14 protein-coding genes are annotated in these 24,695 nt (G+C 62.1%); 6 read left to right on the top strand and 8 right to left on the bottom strand.

Annotated elements, in window-relative coordinates; translation table 11 throughout:
- Positions 1-6: 6 nt before the first annotated feature.
- From FW796_RS00835 to FW796_RS00845, 3 genes are all read right to left on the bottom strand, one after another.
- Positions 7-9,843, bottom strand: a complete 9,837-nt coding sequence (locus tag FW796_RS00835; RefSeq protein ID WP_446438898.1) for a two-partner secretion domain-containing protein — start codon at positions 9,841-9,843, stop codon at positions 7-9.
- Between the two features lie 27 nt (positions 9,844-9,870).
- A complete protein-coding gene (locus FW796_RS00840) occupies positions 9,871-11,613 on the bottom strand; it encodes a ShlB/FhaC/HecB family hemolysin secretion/activation protein (protein ID WP_446438899.1) in 1,743 nt (580 codons plus the stop codon).
- Positions 11,614-12,023: 410 nt separating this feature from the next.
- Positions 12,024-13,364 carry a DEAD/DEAH box helicase gene (locus tag FW796_RS00845; RefSeq protein ID WP_346634816.1) on the bottom strand — a complete coding sequence of 447 codons (1,341 nt, stop codon included), beginning with the start codon at positions 13,362-13,364 and terminating at the stop codon, positions 12,024-12,026.
- A gap of 192 nt (positions 13,365-13,556) precedes the next feature.
- On the opposite strand from FW796_RS00845, the gene FW796_RS00850 reads away from it, so the two are divergent.
- Positions 13,557-14,855, top strand: coding sequence for a mechanosensitive ion channel family protein (locus FW796_RS00850; RefSeq protein ID WP_446438900.1), 1,299 nt, complete (start codon positions 13,557-13,559; stop codon positions 14,853-14,855).
- Between the two features lie 231 nt (positions 14,856-15,086).
- Here FW796_RS00850 and FW796_RS00855 read toward each other — a convergent pair whose 3' ends face one another.
- From FW796_RS00855 to FW796_RS00865, 3 genes are all read right to left on the bottom strand, one after another.
- Positions 15,087-15,950, bottom strand: a complete 864-nt coding sequence (locus tag FW796_RS00855; protein ID WP_446438901.1) for a carboxylate/amino acid/amine transporter — start codon at positions 15,948-15,950, stop codon at positions 15,087-15,089.
- A gap of 270 nt (positions 15,951-16,220) precedes the next feature.
- Positions 16,221-16,820: an FMN-dependent NADH-azoreductase gene (locus FW796_RS00860; RefSeq protein ID WP_446438902.1), complete on the bottom strand. Its 600-nt coding sequence runs from the start codon at positions 16,818-16,820 to the stop codon at positions 16,221-16,223.
- A 158-nt stretch (positions 16,821-16,978) separates the two neighbouring features.
- Positions 16,979-17,293, bottom strand: coding sequence for a 3-phosphoglycerate kinase (locus tag FW796_RS00865; protein ID WP_346634820.1), 315 nt, complete (start codon positions 17,291-17,293; stop codon positions 16,979-16,981).
- Positions 17,294-17,342: 49 nt separating this feature from the next.
- Between FW796_RS00865 and FW796_RS00870 the strand changes: the two genes are divergently transcribed.
- From FW796_RS00870 to aqpZ, 5 genes are all read left to right on the top strand, one after another.
- Positions 17,343-18,266 (top strand): LysR family transcriptional regulator, encoded by a 924-nt coding sequence (locus FW796_RS00870; protein ID WP_123726405.1) that lies wholly within the window; start codon positions 17,343-17,345, stop codon positions 18,264-18,266.
- 30 nt (positions 18,267-18,296) lie between these two features.
- Entirely contained in the window at positions 18,297-19,100 is an 804-nt protein-coding gene (locus FW796_RS00875) for an alpha/beta fold hydrolase (RefSeq protein WP_346634821.1), read from the top strand.
- A 3-nt stretch (positions 19,101-19,103) separates the two neighbouring features.
- A complete protein-coding gene (locus tag FW796_RS00880) occupies positions 19,104-19,667 on the top strand; it encodes a peptidylprolyl isomerase (RefSeq protein WP_446438903.1) in 564 nt (187 codons plus the stop codon).
- Positions 19,668-19,756: 89 nt separating this feature from the next.
- Positions 19,757-21,589: an ABC transporter ATP-binding protein gene (locus FW796_RS00885; protein ID WP_123726408.1), complete on the top strand. Its 1,833-nt coding sequence runs from the start codon at positions 19,757-19,759 to the stop codon at positions 21,587-21,589.
- Between the two features lie 202 nt (positions 21,590-21,791).
- A complete protein-coding gene (gene aqpZ, locus FW796_RS00890; protein ID WP_346634822.1) occupies positions 21,792-22,490 on the top strand; it encodes an aquaporin Z in 699 nt (232 codons plus the stop codon).
- Positions 22,491-22,506: 16 nt separating this feature from the next.
- Here the strand turns inward: aqpZ and FW796_RS00895 are convergent, their stop codons facing one another.
- Complete coding sequence (locus FW796_RS00895) at positions 22,507-23,631, bottom strand: GNAT family N-acetyltransferase (RefSeq protein ID WP_346634823.1); 1,125 nt, start codon at positions 23,629-23,631, stop codon at positions 22,507-22,509.
- 86 nt (positions 23,632-23,717) lie between these two features.
- Entirely contained in the window at positions 23,718-24,623 is a 906-nt protein-coding gene (locus FW796_RS00900; protein WP_446438904.1) for a LysR substrate-binding domain-containing protein, read from the bottom strand.
- Positions 24,624-24,695: the final 72 nt, after the last annotated feature.

A 24,695-nucleotide genomic window follows, 5' to 3' on the forward strand; every position in this document is an offset into this window, starting at 1 on the left:
CACCACCTATGGTTTAGGCGCAGGAAAAATAGAAATGGTTTCCCATACGTTGTTTTTAGGGTTCAGCATATAAACCCCCTCAACACTTCTCAAGTTACCCACCCTTTCCGGAGCCCCGAAAGTATCTTTGTTCTTTACAAGGTTGCCTGAGCTGTAGACCCGTTTGAATCCACGACCAAGATCAGCACCAAGGTCTCCAACGTCCGCCACAGTAACCCTTACTACACTTTGCCCAGGATCTCGTGCGATTGCCTTTTGCAAAGCTCCGTTGTTTCGCACCGCTTGATCCGCAAATACTAACAAATCATCGCTATGAAAAGCTGACGAGAGCGGCGGTACGGAAGGCCCTACATTTGCATCCGGCTTAATCGCCGATTTTGCACGATAAATCAGCTCTCCATCCGTAACGCTTCCTCCATGTACCGATATTGCATGAGCATTCTTGTGACTGGTAACAAGCGCCAGCTGCTTGGGGTCAATTGGCGCTTTGATGCCTGCGGCGTCATTCGCAGCTTTAACTCTCCCCTCAGCTTCCTTCAACGCAGCCAGATTCCCCCCAATCTTCGGCGTCAAGAGACCTTCATTGAATACATAGAATGTCCCATCGGGACTCAATGCCTCAAAATTACCAGTGCGGGTATTGAGTACCCGACGATAGCCATCAGGTAGTCCTCCTTCCTTGGTAAACATAGCACCAGCACTACCACCATCCTCTCGATACCAGGATGGTAGATCCGGGCCGACTGCTTTCTTCTCGGCACTAATTGCCAGTTGGATGGCCGTTCCGGTTGAGCCCTTCTGGAATGCCTTCAACAGCGCCAGCCCACCCAGCTCACTGACCGGCAACCCAAGAAGCATCAGGCGCTGACTGGTGGCGTAATCAGACTCGGCGATATAACCAGCCTCTGTCGCTCGGCTTTGTATATGAAGGAGCCTCTGGTAGTAGTCCATCATGTGCGCCGAATCAACCGGCCCGATCTCGTCGCTTCCCGCTGCTTGAACAACAGTGACGGGGAAGTGGACCATGCCCGCGATGATCGCACCGACATCACCGGCCACCCCACTCAGGACACCACCTGTTCCTTCATAGCGTTTACTGGCGTCTGCCAGGCCTAGCTCTTGTCCGGCGCGATATCGATCACGCCAGGTGTTTTGCCCCTGCTCAACGAAGTTGTCGGACAGGAACCTCTCGACGCTGGAGCCTTTGCCAGCGTATGCGTCAAAGAGTGCTTTCAGGTTGATCGTTTCATTGCGATATTCTTCTGCCGTTGTGACAAAGAACAGATGTTTGCGGCCATCGACGTCCTGGTACGTCAGACCGGATTGGGCAGCCTCCCCGCGGATAAATGTCTGTGTGATCAGGTCAGAGCCATTAATATCGGTCCAATGCGCGTCAGCCAGTGCCGCCCCCCCTTTGCTTAGGGCTTTTGCGGCCAACTCAGGACTGATGTCCTCGCCTGTCGTCTCCTTCAGGTACTTTACAAAGCGCGCAATACGGTCCTTGTCCTGCAGGAACTTGACCTCATCTGGGTGCAACTGTCGGTTATAAACCTCGACACCTGCCCCGGCGCGGCCTCCCGCTATCCCTGCGAACAGGTCGCCACCCGAGCCTGCGGCACCACTCAACCCTGTGGCAATCAATGCCGCCCAAGCATTAGGGCCATCGTTGATCACACCGTTGTTTTCCAGCGCCTTGGAAATGGCCGGCATAAGGGCTGCAGAGGTCGCAGCCCCCATAGCACTACCCTGTACATTGCCACCTGCCAACCCTTGGACCGCGCCGGCCAGGGTGTGCAGCAGCACCCGTGCGGCACCTCCCTCGGCCCACGCTGCACGCGTGGCGTCATCTTTAGCATCGATATAATGCCGGTTGGCGTAATCGCCGATCTTCTTGTAAGTATCGGCGGCAGTCGTGTTGGCGAGGATACCTACACCGGTGGTGCCTCCGGCGCCTCCCAGGCCGGCAGCGATCAAACCAGTAGCGACATCCGCCATGATGCGTTTGTCCCCCCCTGGAGCCCAGCGATTAGCTTCTGCCATGGCCATACTGGCGGCCTGCTTCTGCTCACTGGTCTTCGCCTCTTTGTCCTGCTTAATAGCGTCTTTCTGTTTGGCGGACACAATCGCATCCAGCGTACCTTTGGCCAGATCTACTACTCCCTGAATCAGATCCATACGCTCCTGCATGGCTCTTTCATCGGGACGATCAAGCTTCTGGTTGGCATTTGCGGTGTCACGGTTGAGGCCGAGCAGATCATTGCCCCCCTCCGGATTGCGGACCGTGATCGTGCCTTCGCTGATAGCGCTACGGGTGCTGCTGTGGTCAGAGTCCTTCAGCATCAACGGAATGCTACCGCCAATCCCAGGCTTGCCATCTCCCCCCCACCCACCGGTGTAGGAGACACTCACGCCAGCGGCCTGACTCTTTATTTCACTGCTGTTTTTGATATCGCTGACAATCAGGCGGTCAGTGCTCAGATGGTTCTTGTCAGCAGTTGCGTTGCTGGCAATCACGCCTCCATGCAGTACGGTGGTGGTCCCGACATTGATGTTGTAGCCACCGTTGCCTGCAAACAGGCCAGTTTGCTCAATCACAGCCTTGTAAGCACTATCCATTTTGCTGGCGGCAATGTTGGCCGACCCGGTGACTGGCGCGCCGTAGCAAATCGGCGGAATGCAGATGCTGCCGCCAAAACCACCACTGGTCTGGCGGTTGACCTGGCTTGCCTCATCCTGACGAGAGCTGATGTTGAGGCTGCCGCCGATATCCGCGTCAACATGATCGGCACGCACCTGCGCGCCAGCCAGGGTGGTGTCCTGACCACTCTTGATGGCTAACCGACCGGTATCAACAGTGCTATTGACCTGGTTCAGCTCACTGCCCTTGCCCATGCCTTTGGCAACCTGAGCGCCGAGGTCGAGCGTGAAGCCGTTCTGCGCACCGATGTTGAAGCTGGCGCCAATGGCGGTTTTGCTATTGTGGTTCTGGTTATCCCATTCCTTGCGGTTCTGGGCACTCTCAAGGGTGATATTGTTTTTGGCTGAAAGCAGCGTGTCCTCTGCCTTCAGACTACTGCCAACAACATGAATATCTCCGCTGGAACCTGCCACCTTGCCAGTAGCGATGACAGCAAGGCCTGCACCACTGAGCAGGCTCGATTGCTTGGCTGTCTCACTGCTGTAGTCACTTGTACTTTTGCTATGGATACTGCCCAGCTCAGTACCAATCTTGATCAGTGAGCCCGAGCTATTGGTTGGTTTGTTGTCCTTCCTGTTGTCATTGGACTCTTGCCCCATGACATACATGTTGTAGGCCGACAGCACTGCCTGCGCTGTTTTCACCGCTTTTAAGCGATCATCGTCAGCGTTTTTGGCAGCTTTCAGGTTGTCGCGAATGCTTTGGGCCGTATCGATGACCATCCCACCAACCACACGACCTACTGCCAGGCTGTTGGACTTGTCGGTGGTGCTTTGCCTGGCGGTCTCAACCCCTGCCGTGATCATGACGTCAGAACCGCTAAGGGTCATGTCCTTGGTGCTGACCAGATCGCTGGCAACAACCTTCAGCTCACGACCGGCAATCAGCTGGACACTGCCCTCACTGGAGCCGATGGTACTGCCCGTTAGCGTGGTTTCCTGAGCTTTACCATTGTGCTTCTGACTACCGATCGACAGGTGCTGATTGCCCGTGATGTCGTCGACCCCAAGATTGTTGGCGGTCATGATCCCGCTCAGGTCACGGGTTTTCGCCTTGTGCATTTCGCTGCGCTGGAATGTGTTTTCAGCAGCATCGACTGTCAGGTCCCGACCGGCCTGAACTTTCATGTTGGAAGTGCTGACCAGAGATGAACCGGTGACTGAAACATCGCGCGCCGCTGCCACACTGATGGTATCACCGGAGACGGTGCTGCCGACCGCCTCGGTACGTGTCTCGCTGACCTGATCCTTGATCTTGCTCGACTTCAAGCCACCCCAGCTCTTCTTGCTTGAGCTGCTCTCATGACGTGCGCTTTGGGAGTCCGTGACGGCTTCGATTTGCACATCGTTGCCGGCGACCAAACGAACGCCCCCCTTATCGGCCGTCACACCACTGCCTTTGATCAGCAGGTCCTGCCCGGCAACAAGAGCGCTATTCCCCCCCGAGGTCACCAGACTCGCCACGTTGGTGGTACTGGAGGTTTCATCCAGCCGGCTTTTCTTGCCAGACGAACTCTTCTTGGTCTTGCTGTAGAAGCTGTAATCAGTGTCCTCCGCCGACTCCAGCGCCAACTTGCCACCGGCTACCAGATAAGCCTCATCCCCCGCACTCACCCGACTGGCAATCAGTTCCAGATCCTTACCGGCACTGAGTACCACGCTGCCGCCTGCAGTGACCGCAGTAGAAACCTGCTGACCATGATCCTCCTGCCCTTTAAAGCTCTTGGTCTGGCTGAACCAGTGCTGCTCATTCGCAGCAGAAGCCAATGTCAGGTTTTCTTTAGCCGACATCGACACATCACGCTTGGCCTCAATCTGGCTGGCAATCGCCGTGATATCGCGACCAGCATTGATGGACAGGTCGCGACCTGCCTCAAGTGTCGAACCATGCTGGGTGACACTTTTGTCACGGTAGTTGGCGTTCAGTTGATTGCCGACCACCTGCTCCACAGCCGTCAGGCTGACATCACGGCCAGCGGTGATGCGGGTATCTGCGGCGCTCTTTAGGACTCCGGCGCTGTTATTGAAATCGCGTCCCGCATTGATGGTGAGGTTATTCGCGGCCTCAACCCGTGCAGCACTGTCGACAAAATCCCGTTGCTGCGCGAACGAATCCTTATTGCTTTGGTGCGAGGTCAAAGTGCGCTCGTTAACCACGTCCCCATCAGTTGCCGTCAAGGCCACATCGCGCCCTGCGATAACACCACCGGCCTTGTTCAGCAGATCCTTGCCCGCCGTCAGACTCAGGCCCTTGCCCGCCTCCGCCAACCCACTATTGACCAGGTTCTCCCCCGCCACCGCCGACAGGTCATTGGCCGCGCGCAGGGTGCCGACGTTGTTCAAGTCCTTGCCGGCAATCAGGCTTACATCCTTGCCGGCGATCAGGGAGCCGTTGGGCGCCAGGCGGTTGTTGGCCTGGGCCAGGTACAGCACTGGCACCAGCACCTGTTCGCCGTTCACTTCATGGCTTTCCAGCCAGACGATGTCGTGGGTCAGGGCGGCGACTTGTTCGGAGGTCAGGGTCACGCCCACCGACAGGTCAAGCTGTTGCTTGCTCTGGAGGGCGTTGTCCATCAGGTGCTTGAAGAGCTTTTCGTTGCTGTCCTGGCCGTCGATAAAGCGCTGGCCGGTGCGGGCCACCATGGCTTGCTGGATGAGTTTCTGTTCGTAGAAACCGTCCCCCAGGCGCTTGGCGCTTTCATCGGGGTTGTAGCCGAGGTGGGACAGCAGGTAGTCCGAGCTCATGAACTGCTTGAGGTTGGTCAGCGCCGGGTTGGTTTCAATCAGGTACTTGTGCGGCCGGGACAGGCTTGCGGCGTCCGGTAGGCCGGCGATCTGCGCAGGCGTCGGGGCCTGGGCCAAGGTGCTGCCCTGGCCGCTGAGGCGGAACAGGCCGTTGCCGCTGGTGGGCAGGGTGAAGCCCGGCAGTACCAGGGGGTTGACCTGTTGCTGGGCCAGTTCCGGGGGCAGTTGCGGGTTGATCCGGATCGGCGTCGAGTAGCCGTTGCCAACGCCGGTGTCGGTCAGGGTCTTGCCGGCGCCGACGTACTCGTAGAAGGAGCGGATCACGCTGTTGTCGAGGGTTTTGTCAGCCTTGAGGTTGACCTTGCCACCGGCCTGGAGGGTGGCGGCGAAGGATTGGTCGCCATCCACCACTTTGCTGCTGGAGCCCAGCATCACTCCGGTCCAGCCGATAAAGCCGCTGAGGTCGGAAGCGAAGCTGGCCGAGGGCGTCGGGTTGTTGCGGGCGTTGAACGCGGCGGCATGGGCGGCGGCGTTGCCGGTTTCGTTGACGAAGCTCCAGTAGCGCCGCAGGGTGGTGATTTCCTGGGGTTGCAGGCCCTGGTTGTGGACGGTCTCGGCCTGGATGTTGAGGTCGCCGGCCGCGGTGATCAGGCTGCTGGTGTTGGTCAGGGTCTGGGTGTCGATCTGCAAGTCGGCGCCGCTGTTGAGGCTGGCGGCGGCGCTGCTGTTGGTCACACGCAAGCGGTCGGTCTCGGCCACTTCCCACAGGCCATTGATGCGGCCGCCCCCGCGATCGTCGCAGCCGGCGCCGGGAATCAGGGTGCAGGACAAGCGGGTGATACTGGCCGCGCTCTTTTCGTGCTCGGTGTACTCCAGCACGTCCATGACGTTGTTGACGGTGCTGGCGGCGATGCTCAGCTTGCCGAGGCTTTCGATATCCCCGGAACGGTTGTCCAGCAGGTCGGCGCGGGTTTGCTGGTCGTCCTTGGCGATCAGCGCGGTGCCCAGGCTGTACACCTGGGCGTAGCGGTTGGTGAAGCTCGTGGTCAGCAGCTGCATATTGCCGCCGCTGGAGATCAGGCCGTGGTCGTTGACCAGGGTGGCGGCGGTGAGGTTCAGGTCTTCGCCGCTGCCCAGGGTGCCAAGGTTGTGGATGCTGGCGGCGTTCAGTTGCAGTTTCTGGCTGGCGGTGATGCGCCCGGCGCTGTTCAGCGCGCCGTCGACCTTCAGGGTGCTGTTGGCGCCGCCGGCGATGCTGGCGCTGTCCGCCAGATCCAGTTGCGCGGCGTGCAGGTCCAGTTGCCCGAGGCTGCTCAGGCGGCCCTTGCCGCTGTAGTTGCCGTTCAGGTCGAGGTTGAGCGCGGCGTCGCTGCCGATCAGGCCGTCGTTGCTCCAGTGGCTGCCACTGCCGGTCAGGCCGTTGCCCGCCAGGAGCTGGCCATCGGCGGTCTGGGTCAGCTGGTCGACCTTGACCAGCAACTGGTCGGCCTGGATTGCACTGCTGTTGGTCCAGCGCTCGGCCTCCAGGGTCAGTTGGCCGGCGGTCTTCAGGCGGCCGCCGACGTCTTCGAGGTTGGCCATGGAGATGCCGAACACCCCGCTGCCGCTGTGCAGCAGGCTGCCGCCGCGGTTGTTGAAGCCGCCGGCGTCGAAGGCCAGGTCGTGGTTGGCGGTTTCCAGGAGGCCGTCGCGGTTGTCGAAGGTGCCGCCGATATCGAAGCGGGTTTTGCTCGCCAGGCCCAGGGCCCGCAGTTGCCCGCGCTGGTTGTCCAGGCTGGCGGCGGCGGTGGCCAGGGTGCTGCGGCTTTCAATCAGGCCCTGGCGGTTGTCCAGGGCGCCAGCCAGCTCCAGCTCGATCTGCCGGGCGCTGATCTGGCCGGCGCTGTTGTCCAGGTCCTTGGCGCTGATATGCAGCGCCTGCTGGGCGAAGAGTGCGCCGTCGCGGTTGTCGAGGCGGCCATCGGCGGCGGTTTCCAGAGTGGCGCCGCCGTTGAGGGCCGAGACCTTGCCCGCGCGGTTGTCGAGGTGACCCACCTTGAGCGTCAGGTCGCCCTGCTGGGCAATCACTTGCCCGCCTTGGTTGCCGGCGGCGGCCGCCACATCAAGGCCCAGGTTGGTCTTGGCCTGCAGCAGGCCCTTGGCGTTGTCCAGGCGCTCGGCATTGAGTTGCAGGTCGGCTTCGCGGCTGAGGATCTCGCCGCCGTCGCTGTTCTGCACTTCGCCACTGGCGCTGATCAACACTGAATCATTGGCCGCGACCCGGCCCTTCTGCCGGTTGTCCAAGTGTTCGGTGAACAGCCGCAGCCACTGCTGGCTGGAGAGTTCGCCGCCCTGGTTCTCAACCTTAGTGCTGCGCTTGAGCAGCAAGGGGCCGGCGGCAGACAGCGTGCCCTGGTTGTTGATCAAGTGTCCCAGCAGGTCGAGGGTGACGCCCTGCTTGCCGGTGAAGGTGCCGTGGCTGTTGTCCAGGTCACCACCAATGAATTTCAGGTCGCCGCTGGCGTTGACTGTGCCGCCCTGGTTGCCCAGGGCCATGGCCTGCAGGGTCAGGGTGGTGGCGCTGTCGATGGAGCCGCCCTGGCTGTTGTCCAGCCGCTCGCTGAGTTTGAGGTTCTGTGCACCCGCGCTGGAGATCATGCCCTTGAGGCTGTTGTCGAGGCTGGCGGCCTTGACGTCCAGGGCCTGCTGGCTGACCAGGCCACCGCCCTGGCTGTTGTTCAAGGCGTTGCTGAGGGTGATGTCGACAGCGCCCTTGAGGCTGGAGACGGTGCCTTTGTTGCTGTTGTTCAGGCCGATGCCCTTGAGGGTCAGGCCCTGCCAGCCAGACAGCAGCCCGTCCTGGTTGTCCAGTTCCGCAGTACCGGTAATCTCCAGGGTCTGTTGCGCCAGCACCACGCCGGTGAGGTTGTCCATGCCGGCCAGCACCAGGGTGCTGCTGCCCTGGCTCGACAGCTCGCCACCGCTGTTGCCCAAGTGGCCGAGGGTGGCATTGAGGGACTGCTGGCTCTTGATCAGACCGCCCTGGCCGTTGCGCACCTGATCGGCATTGAGTTGCAGGCGCTCGGCGCTCAGCAGCTTGCCCTGATGACTGTTATCCAGAGTCCCGGCACTGACCGTCACCTGGCGCTGCCCGCTCAGGGTGCCGCCCTGGTTGTCCAGGGTCTGGGTGGTCGTGACCGTCAGATCACGGCTGGCCACCACGCTCTTGCCAGTGTTGTTCAGGTTTTGCGCCGTCAGCGTGACATCGCCGTTTACGTTACGGCTGTTGTCGGCATTGACCCCGGCTTCGATGATGCCGTGGTTGTTCAGTTGCCCGCCGCTGCCCAGATTGATGCTGTTGGCCGCCGCCAGGGTGCTGTGGTTGTTCAGGTCGTCTTGAGTTTGCACCTTGAGATCGGTGCCGGCATAGACCGCGCCCTTAGCATCGAGGCTTTGCGCCTTGATCGCCACGGCCCCCTTCTCGGCAGTGGCTTCGGCCATGCGCAACTGGCCGTTGGCATCCAGTTGGATATCACCGCCGCTGGCGATCAGCTTGCCGTCGAGCTTGACCCCGACCCCGGCCTCGGTGCCCACCAGCTTGATGGCCCCGGCGTACATGCCGCCCAGAGCCGAAGAGTCGATGGCCAGTTGCGGCGCATCCGCTGGGTTGGCGGCGCGGGCCGTGGCGTTCAAGGTCTTGGCATCGACATCGTTGGCCCCGGCGATCACCGCCAGGTGCTTGGCCTGGATCTCGGCGTTGATTTTCGCGCTACGGGTGATGATTTCGAACTGGTCGATATTGCTCGCATTGAGCCCCGCGCCTTCAATGGCGACGCTGCCTTGATCCACCTGGTAACGCTGGAGCTGGCCGTTCTCGATCACCGGTTTGCCGGTGGTCAGGGTGGCTTTCGGGGTGTTGATAAAGCCGCAGCCGTTGCAGCTCACGCCGTAGGGGTTGGCAACGATGACATGGGCCGATTGCCCGGCCACTTCGGTGTAGCCCTTGAGCTGGCTGGGGCTGCCGCCGTTGACCTCGTTGAGGATGACATTGGCCGCGCGGCCACCCAAATTGGGGTTGCCGAGGATGATCCCGCCGAGTTGGGTTTCCTGGGTGCGGTTGATGGCGTTGTTGAGGATCACGCCCTGCTGGCCGACGTTGTAGTCGCTGAACTGGTTATGGGACAAGCCACCGCCATTGGGGGCGGCGATGTTGACGATGGGCACGCCATTGCCGGCCTGACCGAGACTGGTGCCGCTGCCGTTGACCACGATGCCGTCGGCCATCGCCACCACGGGCTGCCAGAACATCATGTTGGCCAGGATGAACGCCAGTCCGCGTTTGGACAGCCCCCAGAACGTATCCCGCGCTTGCAGGGTGGCGGAAGGCTGGCGGGCCAGAAAGGCAAACTGACGAGCGTCCATGTCATGTATCTCGGGTAATGAGCGCAATTAAAGGAACAGGTCCAGACGGAAATAGATCGGTGCTTCGCGTTCACTCAGGGCTTCGGGCCGTTCGAGGGAATGGGCAAAGGTCACGCTGGCGGCGAGGTTCTTGCCCCGGGCAAAGAACTCGATGGAGTCGCTGGAGACCCGGCCATGCTGCTCAGCGTTGTAGCGGTCGTTGCGGATCGCGCCGAGGTCATAGCCCAGCCCCGTGCCGTACTCGGCGAATACCGGGCGCAGCCAGTCCCAGCCCACCGGGCGACTCCAGCGCAGGTCGTTGCGCCAGTAGTAGCCGCTGTCGCCATTGAGGCTCTGGTCCTTGTAGCCACGGATCGAGGACTGGCTGCCCAGGCTCATGCGTTGCGAGCTGAACAGCACATCCTCGCTGCGCTGGCCGGTGACCAGGCTGCTGAACACCAGGGACTCTTCCCACAGCTTGAACGGCTGCAGGTAGCTGGCGGTGGCGGTGTACTTGCGGTAGCGGGCGTTGGCCTGGCGATTGCCGTATTTGTCGCGCTGGTTTTCGCGCTGGGCATCGAAGGCGCCAATACCGTCCTGCAGCCCCAGGTCGAGGTTGAGGAAGGCACTGCCGATGCGCCGGCCGTGGTTGATGCCGAACTGCGCTTCGCTGAGGCGGTTGCTGCTGTTACTCAGCTTGCTGTCTTCGATGTAGTTGTTGGTGCGCAGGTAGCTCAGGCCGCTGTTCAGCGAGGTCTTGCTCACGGCGTCGCGATGAATCACCCGCTCCACCCGCAGTTGATGGTTCTGGCTGTCGCCGGTCTGCTTGAAGTTGAAGCCAACGGCCTGGGCCAGGGAGCGGTATTCACTCTGGCTGTAGCTGTAGCTGAGGTTCCACCAGCCAAACGGCAGGTTGTAGTAGAGCATGGCGTTGCGCGAGGTTTTCTGGTGGTCGCTGACGGCGTCGTGGCCGCCGCGCAGCACCAGTTGGTCGGCCAATCCCAGGGGGCTGTCCCATTCCAAAGAGCTGCCCCACTGCTGCTCGCCGGTGCTCTTCTGGCCCTCGTTGCTGCGCGACAGGCCGACGCGCCAGGGCTTTTGCGCATTGTTCTTGACCAGCACCTGACTGCCGCCCACGGCCTGCCCCGGGGCCAGTTCCATCTGCGCCTGGTTCGACGGCAGGCGGTTGAGCTGGTCGACCATCTGCTCGATCTGCCGCAGGTTGAGCAGCTCACCGCTGCTGCCGGGAAAGGCCATGTTCAACTCGCGGGCGCTGAGCTTGCTGTCTTCCGCGGCCTTGAGCCCTTCGAGCTTGCCTTCCACCACCAGCACCTGCAGGTGGCCGCTGGACAGGTCCTGTTGCGGCAGGTAGGCACGGCTGGTGACCAGGCCCTTCTCGATGTAGCGGTTGGTGATGACCTTGAGCAGCTCGTTGAGCTGGGCCACCCCCAGGCACTGGCCGATGTAGGGCTTGAGCAGGCTCTCGCGTTCGCTGGCGGACAGCGAATCGGCGCCTTTGAGCTGGATGTCCTGAATCGGGAAGCAGCGGCTATCGCTGGGCGCGCTGGGCGCCACAGGCGCGATGCTCTTGCCGGGCAGGTCCTTGAGTTCTTCGAGACGCCGCTGCTGTTCTTCCAGCAGGCGATTCTGCCGATCGCGGATCAGGTCCTGGTCGCCGGGGTTGAAGGTCGGTGCGGGCAAGGGAGCGGCAACAGCCATGTGCACGGTGCCGACTAGCAGCAGGCAAGACAAGGCACAGCACAACCTCATCCCGAGGGTGGGGATAGACATATTCGGTCCTTCGAAAGGGCAGCAAGGGTCAGACAGGGCGGGCGATGTTAATGTGCCACCATCTTGGCGTCAAATAAGCGCTGAACGCCCCGACAAACTGCGTACACCCCCGGAATCCGGGCCTTGCAGTGGGTGCCGATACTGGATTAACCCCAATAACCGACACATCAGACACTTCTGAATCTTCAGGAAAGGTTTCTTGGTAGCGGACTGTTGATCCGCCAGAAGCGTTTCTTCGAACTTGGGCTACTTAGCCAAAACTCAGGGCATGGCCCAGATTGCCCGGGATGCCGGAATGGGCCGGGAAACCCAAGGCCAGTTGAGCCATCGAGGCCCGGAGTAGCTCTGAAAGCCAGCCCAAAAAAAACCCGGACCAGGTCCGGGTTTTTCGTTTACCGCTGGCGGCAGGCTTATTCGGCTGCCGGCGCCTGTGGCTTGCGGCGCTTGAGCGGCGCCAGACCGTCCTGGCTGACCAGGCTGTCGCTTTTCGGCCGATTGGCGGTCTTGCGCTTGGTCGGCGACTTGGCCACGGACTTTTTCTTGTCGCCCTTGGCGTCGGTCTTTTTCTTCTTCACCCCAACGGCCTTGCCGGACGCCTTGACCTTTTTCGGGCCGCTGTAGGTGCCTTTGACTTCCTTGATGGTGCGGCGCTCGAAGCTCTGCTTGAGGTAGCGCTCGATGCTCGACATCAGGTTCCAATCGCCGTGGCAGATCAGCGAGATGGCCAGGCCATCGTTGCCGGCGCGGCCGGTACGGCCGATGCGGTGCACGTATTCGTCGCCGCTGCGCGGCATGTCGAAGTTGATCACCAGATCCAGGCCGTCCACGTCCAGGCCACGGGCGGCGACGTCGGTGGCCACCAGAATCTTGACCCCGCCCTGCTTCAGGCGATCGATGGCCAGCTTGCGGTCCTTCTGGTCCTTCTCGCCGTGCAGGACGAAAGCCTTGTAATCCTGGGCCACCAGGCGGCCGTAGATGCGGTCGGCCATGGCCCGGGTGTTGGTGAAGACGATGGCCTTCTGATAGGTCTCGTTGGCCAGCAACCAGTTGACGATCTGTTCTTTGTGCTGGTTGTGGTCGGCGGTGATGATCTGCTGACGGGTGGTTTCGTTCAGCTGGCTGACGCTGTTGAGTTGCAGGTGCTCAGGGTTGTTGAGGACCTTGGCAACCATTTCCCGCAGGCCGGAGCCGCCGGTGGTGGCGGAGAACAGCATGGTCTGCTGGCGGTTCGGGCATTCGTCCACCAGGCGCTGCACGTCTTCGGCAAAGCCCATGTCGAGCATGCGGTCGGCTTCGTCGAGCACCAGAACTTCGACTTCTTTGAGGTCGAGGTTGCCGGCGTTGAGTTGCTCCAGCATGCGCCCCGGGGTGCCGATGAGGATGTCCGGCACTTTGCGCAGCATGGCAGCCTGGACCTTGAAGTCTTCACCGCCGGTGATCAGGCCGGACTTGATGAAGGTGAACTGGGAGAAACGCTCGACTTCCTTGAGGGTCTGCTGGGCCAGTTCCCGGGTCGGCAACAGGATCAGGGTCTTGATGCTGACGCGGATCTTCGCCGGGCCGATCAGGCGATGGAGGATCGGCAGGACGAAGGCGGCAGTCTTGCCGCTGCCGGTCTGTGCCGTCACCCGCAGGTCACGCCCTTGCAGCGCGAGCGGAATAGCCGCTGCTTGCACCGGCGTCGGCTCGACAAATTTAAGCTCGGCCACGGCTTTGAGCAGGCGTTCGTGCAGGGCGAATTGGGAAAACACGGGTGCTACCTCGAAGATATGCAAAAAAACAGCTGCATAGGGTAACGGTTTCGAGCGCGAAGGCCGAGTTTCTTTGTGCAAACGGTCGCAAAGAGTTGGTTTTTTGTTAACCGATTTGTCCTTAACCGTAACTTTGCCAGGGTTAAATGCTCTAATCCCCTCTTGTTCCATATAGAAGAATCGTTTTAGCCCATGGATTTCAAACAGCTCTGGCTCGATACCCAGGATCTCTGGGGAGCCCTCGATCAACACCCTCTCCTGCACGCCGGCATCGGCCTGGCCCTGTTACTGGTGGTCGCCCTGGTACTCGGACGAGTGGCCCGCTACCTGGTCCTGCACGCCGTCAGGCTGCTGGGGCGCCAGCCGGCCTTGCACTGGCTCAATGACCTGCGCCACAACAAGGTATTCCACCGCCTGGCGCAGATGACCCCGTCCCTGGTGATCCAGTTCGGCCTGCACCTGGTGCCGGAGCTGAGCAAGACCAGCCTGCTGTTCCTCGGCAACCTGGCCATGGCCTTCACCATCCTGTTCCAGCTCCTGGCCCTGAGCGCCCTGCTCAACGCCCTGCTGGACATCTACGCCCGCACCGAACACGCCCGCACCCGCTCGATCAAGGGCTATGTGCAACTGGCGAAGATGGTGCTGTACGTGTTTGGCGCGATCATCATTGTCGCCACCCTGATCGACCGCTCGCCGCTGTTGCTGCTGTCCGGTCTGGGCGCCATGTCGGCGGTGATCCTGTTGGTCTACAAGGACACCCTGCTGTCCTTCGTCGCCAGCGTGCAGTTGACCAGCAACGACATGCTGCGGGTCGGCGACTGGATCGAGATGCCCCAGGTGGGCGCCGACGGCGACGTGGTGGACATCACCCTGCACACGGTCAAGGTGCAGAACTTCGACAAGACCATCGTTTCCATCCCGACCTGGCGCTTGATGAGCGAGTCGTTCAAGAACTGGCGCGGCATGCAGCAATCCGGCGGCCGGCGGATCAAGCGCAGCCTGTACATCGATGCCAGCGGCGTGCGCTTTCTGCATGACGACGAAGAGCAGCGGCTGAGCAAGGTGCACCTGCTCACCGACTACATCGGGCGCAAGCAGGCCGAGCTCAAGAGTTGGAACGAAGCCCAGGGCAACGTCGCCGCGCTGTCGGCCAACCGTCGGCGCATGACCAATATCGGCACCTTTCGCGCCTACGCCCTGGCGTACCTGAAGAGCCATCCCGAGATCCAGCCGAACATGACCTGCATGGTGCGTCAGATGCAGACCACGGCCCAGGGCATTCCGCTGGAGATCTACTGCTTCACCCGCACCACGGCCTGGGTGGATTACGAGCGCATCCAGGGGGACATCTTCGATTACCTGCTGGCGGTGATGCCGGAATTTGGCCTGAACCTGTACCAGCAACCCAGCGGCACCGACCTGCGGGCCGGGTTGTTGCCGGCGGTACTGGGGGCCAGCCACGTGCCGCAGATCGAAAAACAGGCGCTGTAACCTCGTAGGAGCTGGCTTGCCAGCGACGGCGTCGGCCCGACAGGTGCAAGGCTTGCGGGCCCTTACCCCAGCAAGCCGACTCTGCCCCACCGTAGGAGCTGGCTTGCCAGCGAAGGCGTCGGCCCGTCAGGTGCAAGGCTTGCGGACCCTTTCGCTACAGATCAGCGAAGGCGTCGGCCGCTCAGGCGCAGGGCTTGCGGGCCTCTTCGCCGGCAAGCCGGCTCCTACGGGTCAGGTTGTCAGGTGGGACGCGGCGCCGCGGCGGCTGATCCATACCGCGGCGAGGATCACCAGCCCACCCAGCATCAGCCGACCCAGGTCTTCATGCTGGTTCCAGATCAGCAGGTTGATCAGTAGGCCTATCGGCACATGCAGGTTGTTCATCACCGCCAGGGTGGCACCGGTCACCAGGCACGCGCCCTTGTTCCACCAGTACATCCCCAGTGCCGTGGACACCAGCCCGAGAAACAGCAGCACGGCCCATTGCAGCGGTGCATCTGGAAGGAAGTGGGCCTTGCCGAATAGCAGGAACGCCGGCAGCACCACCAGCAACGCCCCCAGGTAGAAGTAGCCGAAACGCCGGTAATGCGGCAGGTCGCTGGGGTAGCGCGCCACCAGGTGCTTGTACAGCACTTGTCCGGCGGCATAGGTGAAGTTGGCCAGTTGCAGCAACAAGAAGCCGATGAAGAAGTCCGGGTTGACGCTGTCGTAGCGAATCACCACCGCGCCCGCCACCGCCACCAGCGCCACCAGCAGCCCCCAGGGATTGAAGCGTCGGTTCAGGGCGTCTTCGATCAGGGTCACGTGCAAAGGCGTGAGGATGGTGAACAACAGCACCTCCGGCACCGTCAGCACCCGAAAGCTCAGGTACAGGCACACGTAGGTGATGCCGAACTGCAGGGCACCGATCAGCAGCATGCCACGCATGAAGGCCGGTTCCACCCGGCGCCAGCGAGTCAGCGGGAGAAATACCAGTCCCGCCAGCAGCACCCGCACCAGCACCGCGAAGTAACTGTCGACATGAGCGGCCAGGTATTCGCCGATCAGGCTGAAGGAAAACGCCTGGATCAGGGTGACAAAAAGTAGATAGCCCATGTTCGCCTCATCTTGAATGGCGGCGACGATAGCGGTTTTGCCGGTACAGATGAAATCCCGGGCAAAAAAAAGCCCGATCTCGCTAGGCGTGCAATCGGGCGTCGGTACTGAAGGAGCAACCAGTGCAAAGGGAGGTTCGATGCGCGAACCGGCTTGAAGGGGATCCGCAGGCGCTACTTGAACACCGGGGGATTATCTGCGGATTAACGCCGCTGATTACCGCGTCGCGAGCCTGCGCCAGAGCGACGGCATCAATTCGCCAGCGGCGATTCAGGCCACCTGGGCCAGCTTGGCGTTGGCCTGGTTCAGGCCCTTCTCATGGAAGTCGCCGCCCAGGTTCAAGCCTTCGGCGTGGATGAACTCGACGTCGTGGATGCCGATAAAGCCCATGACCTGACGCAGGTAGGGTTCCTGGTGGTCCGCGCTGCTGCCGGCGTAGATACCGCCCCGAGCAGTGAGCACATAGGCACGCTTGCCAGTCAGCAGGCCTTGTGGCCCGGTGTCGGTGTACTTGAAGGTCACCCCGGCGCGCAACACATGGTCGAGCCAGGCCTTCAGGGTGCTGGGAATGGCAAAGTTGTACATCGGCGCGGCCATCACCAACACGTCGGCGGCCAGCAGTTCCTCGGTCAGCTCATTGGAGCGCTGCAGGGAATCCTGCTCGGTGGCGCTGCGCTGCTCGGCAGGTTTCATCCAGCCACCCAGCAGATTGGCGTCCAGGTGCGGCACCGGGTTGCGGGCCAGGTCACGGACGCTGATCGAGTCGCCAGGGTGGGCGGCCTGCCATTGCTGGATAAAGGTCTGGGTCAGTTGCCGGGATACGGAATCCTGCTGGCGAGCGCTGCTTTCAATGATCAGGACGCGGGACATGGCTGAAGCCTCCATCGGGGTATGCGTAAGTCGATGGAGCGCAGATTAAACAGAGTGATATCGATGAAAAAGCGCAAATAACTGCTATAACCAATCAACAAATTCGTTTATAAGCGGAGCCAGCCCCAGCGCAGTATGCCGGGCCGGCCCAGGGTCTATCACTTGGCCTGACAGTTCAGGTCCAGGCGCAGCTTGATGATCTTGCGATTGAACTTGGCGGTGACGTTCTTGCTCTTGCCGGCCGCCACTTCCACCTTGCGGGTGCGGGGCGCCTCGGGGCCATTGCGAAACACCACCGAACACACGGCGTCGTTCTTGCCGTAGTTGTTCAACTGGATGGAGCCGATGTCTTCATCGGTATCGAAGGTGGTGTAGTCGATGCTCTGGCCGTTCAACTGCTTCTCGACATCGATGGGATAGGCCCAGGCGCTCAGGGGCAGTAGAGCCAGCAACACACAACAGAATTTTCTCATTCGGCAGTCTCCAATAAGGAGCGCCAGCTTAGGACAAGAGGAGTCCCTCATGAAAGCGCCCCGCGTGACCCTGGATCAATGGCGAACCCTGCAGGCGGTGGTCGATCACGGTGGCTTCGCCCAGGCCGCCGAAGCCCTGCACCGTTCGCAATCCTCGGTCAGCTACACCGTGGCGCGCATGCAAGACCAGCTCGGCGTGCCGCTGCTGCGCATCGATGGCCGCAAGGCGGTACTCACCGAAGCCGGCGGCGTGTTGCTGCGCCGCTCCCGGCAGTTGGTCAAGCAGGCCAGCCAGCTGGAAGACCTGGCCCACCATATGGAACAAGGCTGGGAGGCCGAAGTACGGCTGGTGGTGGACGCCGCCTACCCCAATGCGCGCCTGGTCCGCGCCCTGACCGCCTTCATGCCGCAAAGCCGTGGCTGCCGCGTGCGCTTGCGCGAAGAAGTGCTGTCCGGGGTCGAGGAAGTGCTGCTCGAGGGGGTCGCCGACCTGGCCATCAGCGGCTTCAACATTCCCGGTTACCTGGGCACCGAGATGAGTTCAGTGGAGTTCGTCGCCGTGGCCCACCCGGAACACGCCCTGCACCGCCTGCAACGTGAACTGCATTTCCAGGACCTGGAAAGCCAACTGCAAGTGGTGATCCGCGACTCCGGCCGCCAGCAACCGCGGGACGTGGGCTGGCTCGGCGCCGAACAACGCTGGACCGTGGGCAGCCTGGCCACCGCCTCGACCTTCGTCAGCAGCGGCCTGGGTTTTGCCTGGCTGCCCCGGCACCTGATCGAACGGGAGCTGCGCGAAGGCCTGCTCAAGGTCCTGCCCCTGGACCAGGGCGGCAGCCGCCATCCGACCTTCTTCCTCTATTCCAACAAGGACAAACCCCTGGGCCCGGCGACGCAGATCCTCGTGGAACTGCTGCGCACCTTCGACACCGCGCCCCTGGATGCGCCCTTTGCCGCACCCGAGCAAGCCTGACGTCCCACTCATCAGAACAGGAGTTCTGCCATGGCGTATTTCGAGCATGAAGGTTGCACCCTGCACTACGAGGAATACGGCCGGGGCGACCCCCTGCTGCTGGTTCACGGCCTGGGCTCCAGCGCCCTGGACTGGGAAAAACAGATCCCCGAACTCTCGGCCCGCTACCGGCTGATCATCCCGGACATTCGCGGTCACGGACGTTCCGACAAACCCCGGGAGCGTTACAGCATCCCGGGCTTTACCGCCGACATCGTGGCGCTGATCGAGCACCTGAACCTGGGCCCCGCGCACTACGTCGGGCTGTCCATGGGCGGCATGATCGGCTTCCAGCTGGCGGTGGATCAGCCGCAACTGCTCAAGAGCCTGTGCATCGTCAACAGCGCCCCCGAGGTCAAGCTACGCACCGCCAATGACTACTGGCAGTGGTTCAAGCGCTGGAGCCTGGCCCGAGTGCTGAGCCCAGGCGCCATCGGCAAGGCCCTGGGGCCGCGCCTGTTTCCCAAGCCGGAGCAGGGCGAGCTGCGGCAAAAGATGGCCGAGCGCTGGGCAAAAAACGACAAACGTGCTTATCTCGCCAGCTTCGACGCCATCGTCGGCTGGGGAGTGCAGGAACGTCTGGGCCGGATCACCTGTCCAACCCTGGTCGTCAGCGCCGACCGCGACTACACCCCGGTGGCGGTCAAAGAGGCTTATGTCAAACTGCTGCCGGATGCACGGCTGGTGGTGATCGAGGACTCCCGACACGCCACGCCGCTGGACCAGCCGCAGCGCTTCAACCACACCCTGCTGGACTTCATAACCACAGTCGACACCACCACCCAGGATCACTGAACCATGCTGAAAAAAATCGCCCTCGGCGCCGGCTCCGTGCTGTTCGCTGCCAACCTGATGGCCGCCCAACCGGCCAAGGCGCCTCACGTCCTGCTGGATACCAGCTTCGGCAAGATCGAAGTCGAACTGGACCCGGTCAAGGCACCGATCTCCAGCAAGAACTTCCTCGACTACGTCGACAGCGGTTTCTACACCAACACCATCTTCCACCGGGTGATCCCGGGGTTCATGGTCCAGGGCGGTGGCTTCACCGCACAGATGGTGCAGAAAGACACCCGCGACCCGATCAGGAACGAAGCCTCCAACGGCCTGCATAACGTACGCGGCACCCTGTCCATGGCCCGCACCTCGAACCCCAACTCGGCCACCAGCCAGTTCTTCATCAACGTCGCCGACAACGCCTTCCTCGACCCGGGCCGCGACGCCGGCTACGCCGTATTCGCCAAGGTGGTGAGCGGCATGGACGTGGTGGACCAGATCGTCAACTCCCAGACCACCACCAAGCAAGGCATGCAGAACGTGCCGATCGACCCGGTGCTGATCAAGTCGGCCAAGCGTATCGACTGAACCCAGCAGCCTGTCCCGACGGCGGCGCCCTACCCGGCGCCCCGTCCGCTTTCAGAACAGGAGAGCCCGCATAACGGGCTTCAGACCCCATGCTCTATCGTCGTTTTGAACAACTGATCGATATCTTTCGCGACGCTCCCAGCGCCACCCCACCCAATCGGGTCCTGCCCTTCTACTTCCACTACATCAAGCAAGTCTGGCCCAGCTTCGTCGCCCTGCTGGTGGTGGGCCTGTTCGTGGCCCTGATCGAGGTGTCGCTGTTCAGCTACCTGAGCACCATCATCGACCTGGCCCAGGGCACGCCCAGCGTCCAGGTGTTCACCGACCACGGCCTGGAACTGGCCTGGATGGCGGTGGTGGCCCTGCTGTTCCGACCGCTGATGGTGGGGCTGCACGACCTGTTGATGCACCAGACCATCAACCCCGGCATGACCAGCCTGATCCGCTGGCAGAACCACAGCTACGTGCTGCGCCAGAGCCTGAACTTCTTCCAGAACGACTTCGCCGGGCGCATCGCCCAGCGCATCATGCAGACCGGCTATTCGCTGCAGGACTCCTCGGTGCAGGTGATCGACGCCCTGTGGCACGTGACCATCTATGCCATCGGTTCTTTGGTGCTGTTCGCTGACGCCGACTGGCGCCTGATGATCCCCCTGCTGCTGTGGATCGCCGGTTTCATCGGCGCCATGCGCTACTTCGTGCCACGCATCCAGAAGCGCTCGGTGGACGCCTCCGACGCCCGCTCCAAACTCATGGGGCGGATCGTCGACGGCTACACCAACATCACCACCCTCAAGCTCTTTGCCCACACCCATTTCGAGCAGAGCTACGCCCGCGAAGCCATCGCCGAGCAAACCGAGAAAAGCCAGCTGGCGGGTCGTGTGGTCACCGCCATGGACGTGACCATCACCAGCCTCAACGGCCTGCTGATCGTCGGCACCACGGGCCTGGCCCTGTGGCTGTGGAGCCAATCACTGATCAGCGCCGGGGCCATTGCCCTGGCCACCGGCCTGGTGATCCGCATCGTCAACATGTCCGGCTGGATCATGTGGGTGATCAACGGCATCTTCGAGAACATCGGCATGGTCGAGGACGGCCTCAAGACCATCGCCCAACCGCTGCAACTCACTGACCGCGAGCAGGCGCCGAAGCTGGCGGTGGCCAAGGGCGGCGTGCGCTTCGAGCATGTGGAGTTCCATTACGGCAAGGCCAACAAGGTCATCAGCGACCTCAACCTGGACATTCGTCCCGGGGAGAAGATCGGCCTGATCGGCCCGTCCGGGGCCGGCAAATCAACCCTGGTCAACCTGCTGCTGCGCCTCTACGACCTGCAGGGCGGACAGATCCTCATCGACGGCCAGAACATCGCCGAGGTGACCCAGGAAAGCCTGCGCGAGCGCATCGGCATGATCACTCAGGACACCTCGCTGCTGCACCGTTCGATCCGTGACAACCTGCTCTACGGCCGCCCCGATGCCACCGACGAGGAACTCTGGGAAGCGGTGCGCAAGGCTCGCGCCGACGAGTTCATCCCGCAGCTTTCCGACGCCCAGGGCCGCACCGGCTTCGATGCCCACGTCGGCGAGCGCGGGGTCAAGCTGTCCGGCGGCCAGCGCCAGCGCATCGCCATTGCCCGGGTGCTGCTCAAGGACGCGCCGATCCTGATCATGGACGAAGCCACCTCGGCCCTGGACTCGGAAGTGGAGGCGGCGATCCAGGAAAGCCTGGAAACCCTGATGCAGGGCAAGACCGTAATCGCCATCGCTCACCGCCTCTCCACCATCGCCCGCATGGACCGCCTGATCGTCCTGGAACAGGGGCGCATTGCCGAGGCCGGCACCCACGCCGAACTGCTGGCTCATGGCGGTTTGTACGCGCGCCTGTGGCAGCACCAGACCGGAGGTTTTGTCGGTATCGACTGATAGCGCAAAAACCTTCGTCCCACGCCCACCAATAAACGCCAGGGCCCTGTTTCCAGGGGCCCTGGCGTTTTTATAGACGGGCTGGAATTGCGCCAAAAGCCTGCTGTACTGAGCCTAGGTTCCGGGACAGAACCTGTAGTTAACCCGCGGGATGCATAACAGTTGTATCGCGTTGATAGGTTGACCTATCAAGGACTCACTCATGTCTTTGTTCAAACGTTCCATGACTGAATTGCTCGGGACCTTCTGGCTGGTTCTCGGCGGGTGCGGCAGCGCTGTGCTGGCGGCGGCGTTTCCCAATGTCGGCATCGGTCTGCTGGGGGTGGCCCTGGCATTCGGCCTGACGGTACTGACCATGGCGTTCGCCATCGGCCATATTTCCGGCTGCCACCTGAACCCCGCCGTGTCCGTGGGCCTGGTGGTGGGCGGACGCTTTCCGGCCAGGGAACTGCCGGCCTATGTCGTGGCGCAAGTGATCGGTGGAGTCATCGCCGCAGCGCTGCTGTATTTCATTGCCAGCGGCAAGCCCGGCTTCGAGCTGGCCTCGGGGCTGGCCTCCAACGGCTATGGCGAACACTCACCCGGCGGCTACTCGATGGCCGCGGGGTTTGTCTGTGAGCTGGTGATGACCGGAATGTTCGTGGTGATCATTCTGGGCGCCACCGACAAACGCGCCCCGGCGGGGCTGGCGCCCATCGCCATCGGCCTGGCCTTGACGCTGATCCACCTGATCTCGATCCCGGTGACCAACACCTCGGTCAACCCGGCCCGCAGCACCGGACCGGCGCTGATCGTCGGCGGCTGGGCCCTGCATCAGCTGTGGCTGTTCTGGCTGGCGCCGATCCTCGGCGCGGTGATCGGCGCCGTGCTCTACCGCTGGCTGGGCAAGGAAGACAGCTGAGCAAAGGCGGCGAGGATCACGCCTGCCGATAGGGCAAGGCGTCCCTCGCCTCCTCGGCATAAGCGCGAATCCCGGCCCGCTCCTGTTGCAGGAAATCCTTCACCGCGGCATTCAGCCCGGGGTGACGCAGGTAATGCCAGGAGCGGGTGATCACGGGCTCGAAGCCCCGAATCAGTTTGTGCTCGCCTTGGGCCCCGGCGTCGAAGCGCTGCAGCCCCTGGGCGATGGCGTACTCCATGCCCTGATAGAAACAGGTCTCGAAATGCAGGCGGTCAAACTCCGCCAGGCAGCCCCAATAGCGGCCGTAGAAGCTGTCGCCCCCCACTAGGCTGAACGCCATGGCCACCGGGCGGCCGCCCTGCTTGGCCAGGACCACGCGAATCGCCTCGGGCATGCGCTCGGCCAGCAGGCTGAAGAAGGCCCGGGTCAGGTACGGCGCCTGGCGCCGCACCGCATAGGTATTGGCGTAGCAGGCATAGACGAAATCCCACTGGGCTTCGTCCAGTTCATGGCCTTCGAACCACTGGAAATCAAAGCCCTGCCCCGCCACCTGTTCGCGCTCCTTGCGCATCTGCTTGCGCTTGCGCGAGCTCAAGGCGTCGAGAAAATCCTGAAAGTCCCGGTAGCCGCGATTCTGCCAATGGAACTGACAGCCCAGGCGCTGCAACCAGCCCGGTTGCTGTTCCAGGGCCTGATCGCTGAAGTTATCGGTGAAGTTGATATGGGCGCTGGAAAGCCCTTCGATCTCCAGGTAGCCGGGCAGGCTTTTCAGCAGCTCGAAGGCATCCGCCTGGGTCGCCGCCAGCACCCGGGCGCCGCTGACCGGGCTGAACGGCACCGCCGTCAGCAGCTTGGGGTAGTAGTCGATCCCGGCCCGCGCGCAGGCATCGGCCCAGCCGTGATCGAACACATATTCACCGTAGGAGTGCCATTTGCGATAACTGGGCAGGGCCGCCAGCAGCCGGCCGTCTTCCACATGCAGCAGGTGCTCGGCCTGCCAGCCGGAGCGCGGGCCCAGGCTGCCACTGTCTTCCAGGGCACTGAGAAAGGCGTGACGGACAAAGGGTTGCCCGTCCTTGAGCAGGCCATCCCATTGCACAGGATCGACGGCAGACAGACTGTTCAAGGATTGCAGCGGCATTGGGGTCCCCGGGATTCAGATCGGACAACCCGGCGAGTATCCCCCATCCCCGGACTCACCGAAACAGCCACGGCCCTGGCGCGAGCTCAACGCCCCAGATGCTCCGCAAGAAAATCGATGAACACCCGGGACTTGCGCGGCAAGTGGGCGCTGTTGGGAAACAGCACATGCACCGGCTGCGGCGCCAGGCTGTACTGCGCCAGCACCCGCACCAGGCGCCCATTGGCCAGGTCGTCGAGCACCAGCCACTCCGGCAGCACCGCCAGCCCCAGGCCGGCCAGGGCCAGGGCGCGAATCGCCGTTGCCGAATTGGACTCGTGCCCAGGGTTGACCCGCACCTCCACCTCGCCCCGACGCGGATGATTGAAGGTCCAGCTGGGCGGCCCCGCCAGGTTGCTGTTGCCGATCCACGGCAAGCGGCTCAGATCCTCGGCCTGCAGCAGTTCCTGGCCATGGAGCAGGTCCGGGCTGGCCACCAGGGCGATGCCATAGTCCGCCAGCTTGCGGCCCTTGAACCCCGAGTCCGCCAGGTGGCCGAGGCGAATCACCAGATCGAGCTTTTCCGCCACCAAGTCATTCAACGACGAATTGAAGTGGTAACTCAGGCGCACTTCGGGGTAGCGCGCCGTGAACAACGGCAGGATCGGCAGCACGAAAGTCTCTGCGTACTCCGCCGTGGAGCTGATGCGCAATTTGCCCGAAACCCGGTTACGCCCATGCAGTACGTTGTCAAAGGCCGTATCGATATTGGCGACAATCCCTTTGAATTCGTCATACAGGTCCTGGCCGCTTTCCGTCAGGGCGATATGCCGTGTGGTGCGGATCAGCAAGGTACTGGCCAGGGCCTGCTCCAGCGCCTTGATATGCAGGCTCGCCATGGCCTTGCTGATGCCCAGATACTGCGCGGCGCGGGTGTAGGAGCCAAAGTCCACCACCGCGAGAAAGGTCTGCACCCGATGCAATTGGCCGTGAAAGGTCTCGCTCACTGTCAAATCCCATTAAACAATGCGTCAAGTATAGGCCCCTCGACAGTCTCCGCCCAGGCTCCCTATGCTGCGGGCAAA

It is taken from the genome of Pseudomonas sp. 910_21, from assembly GCF_052850735.1.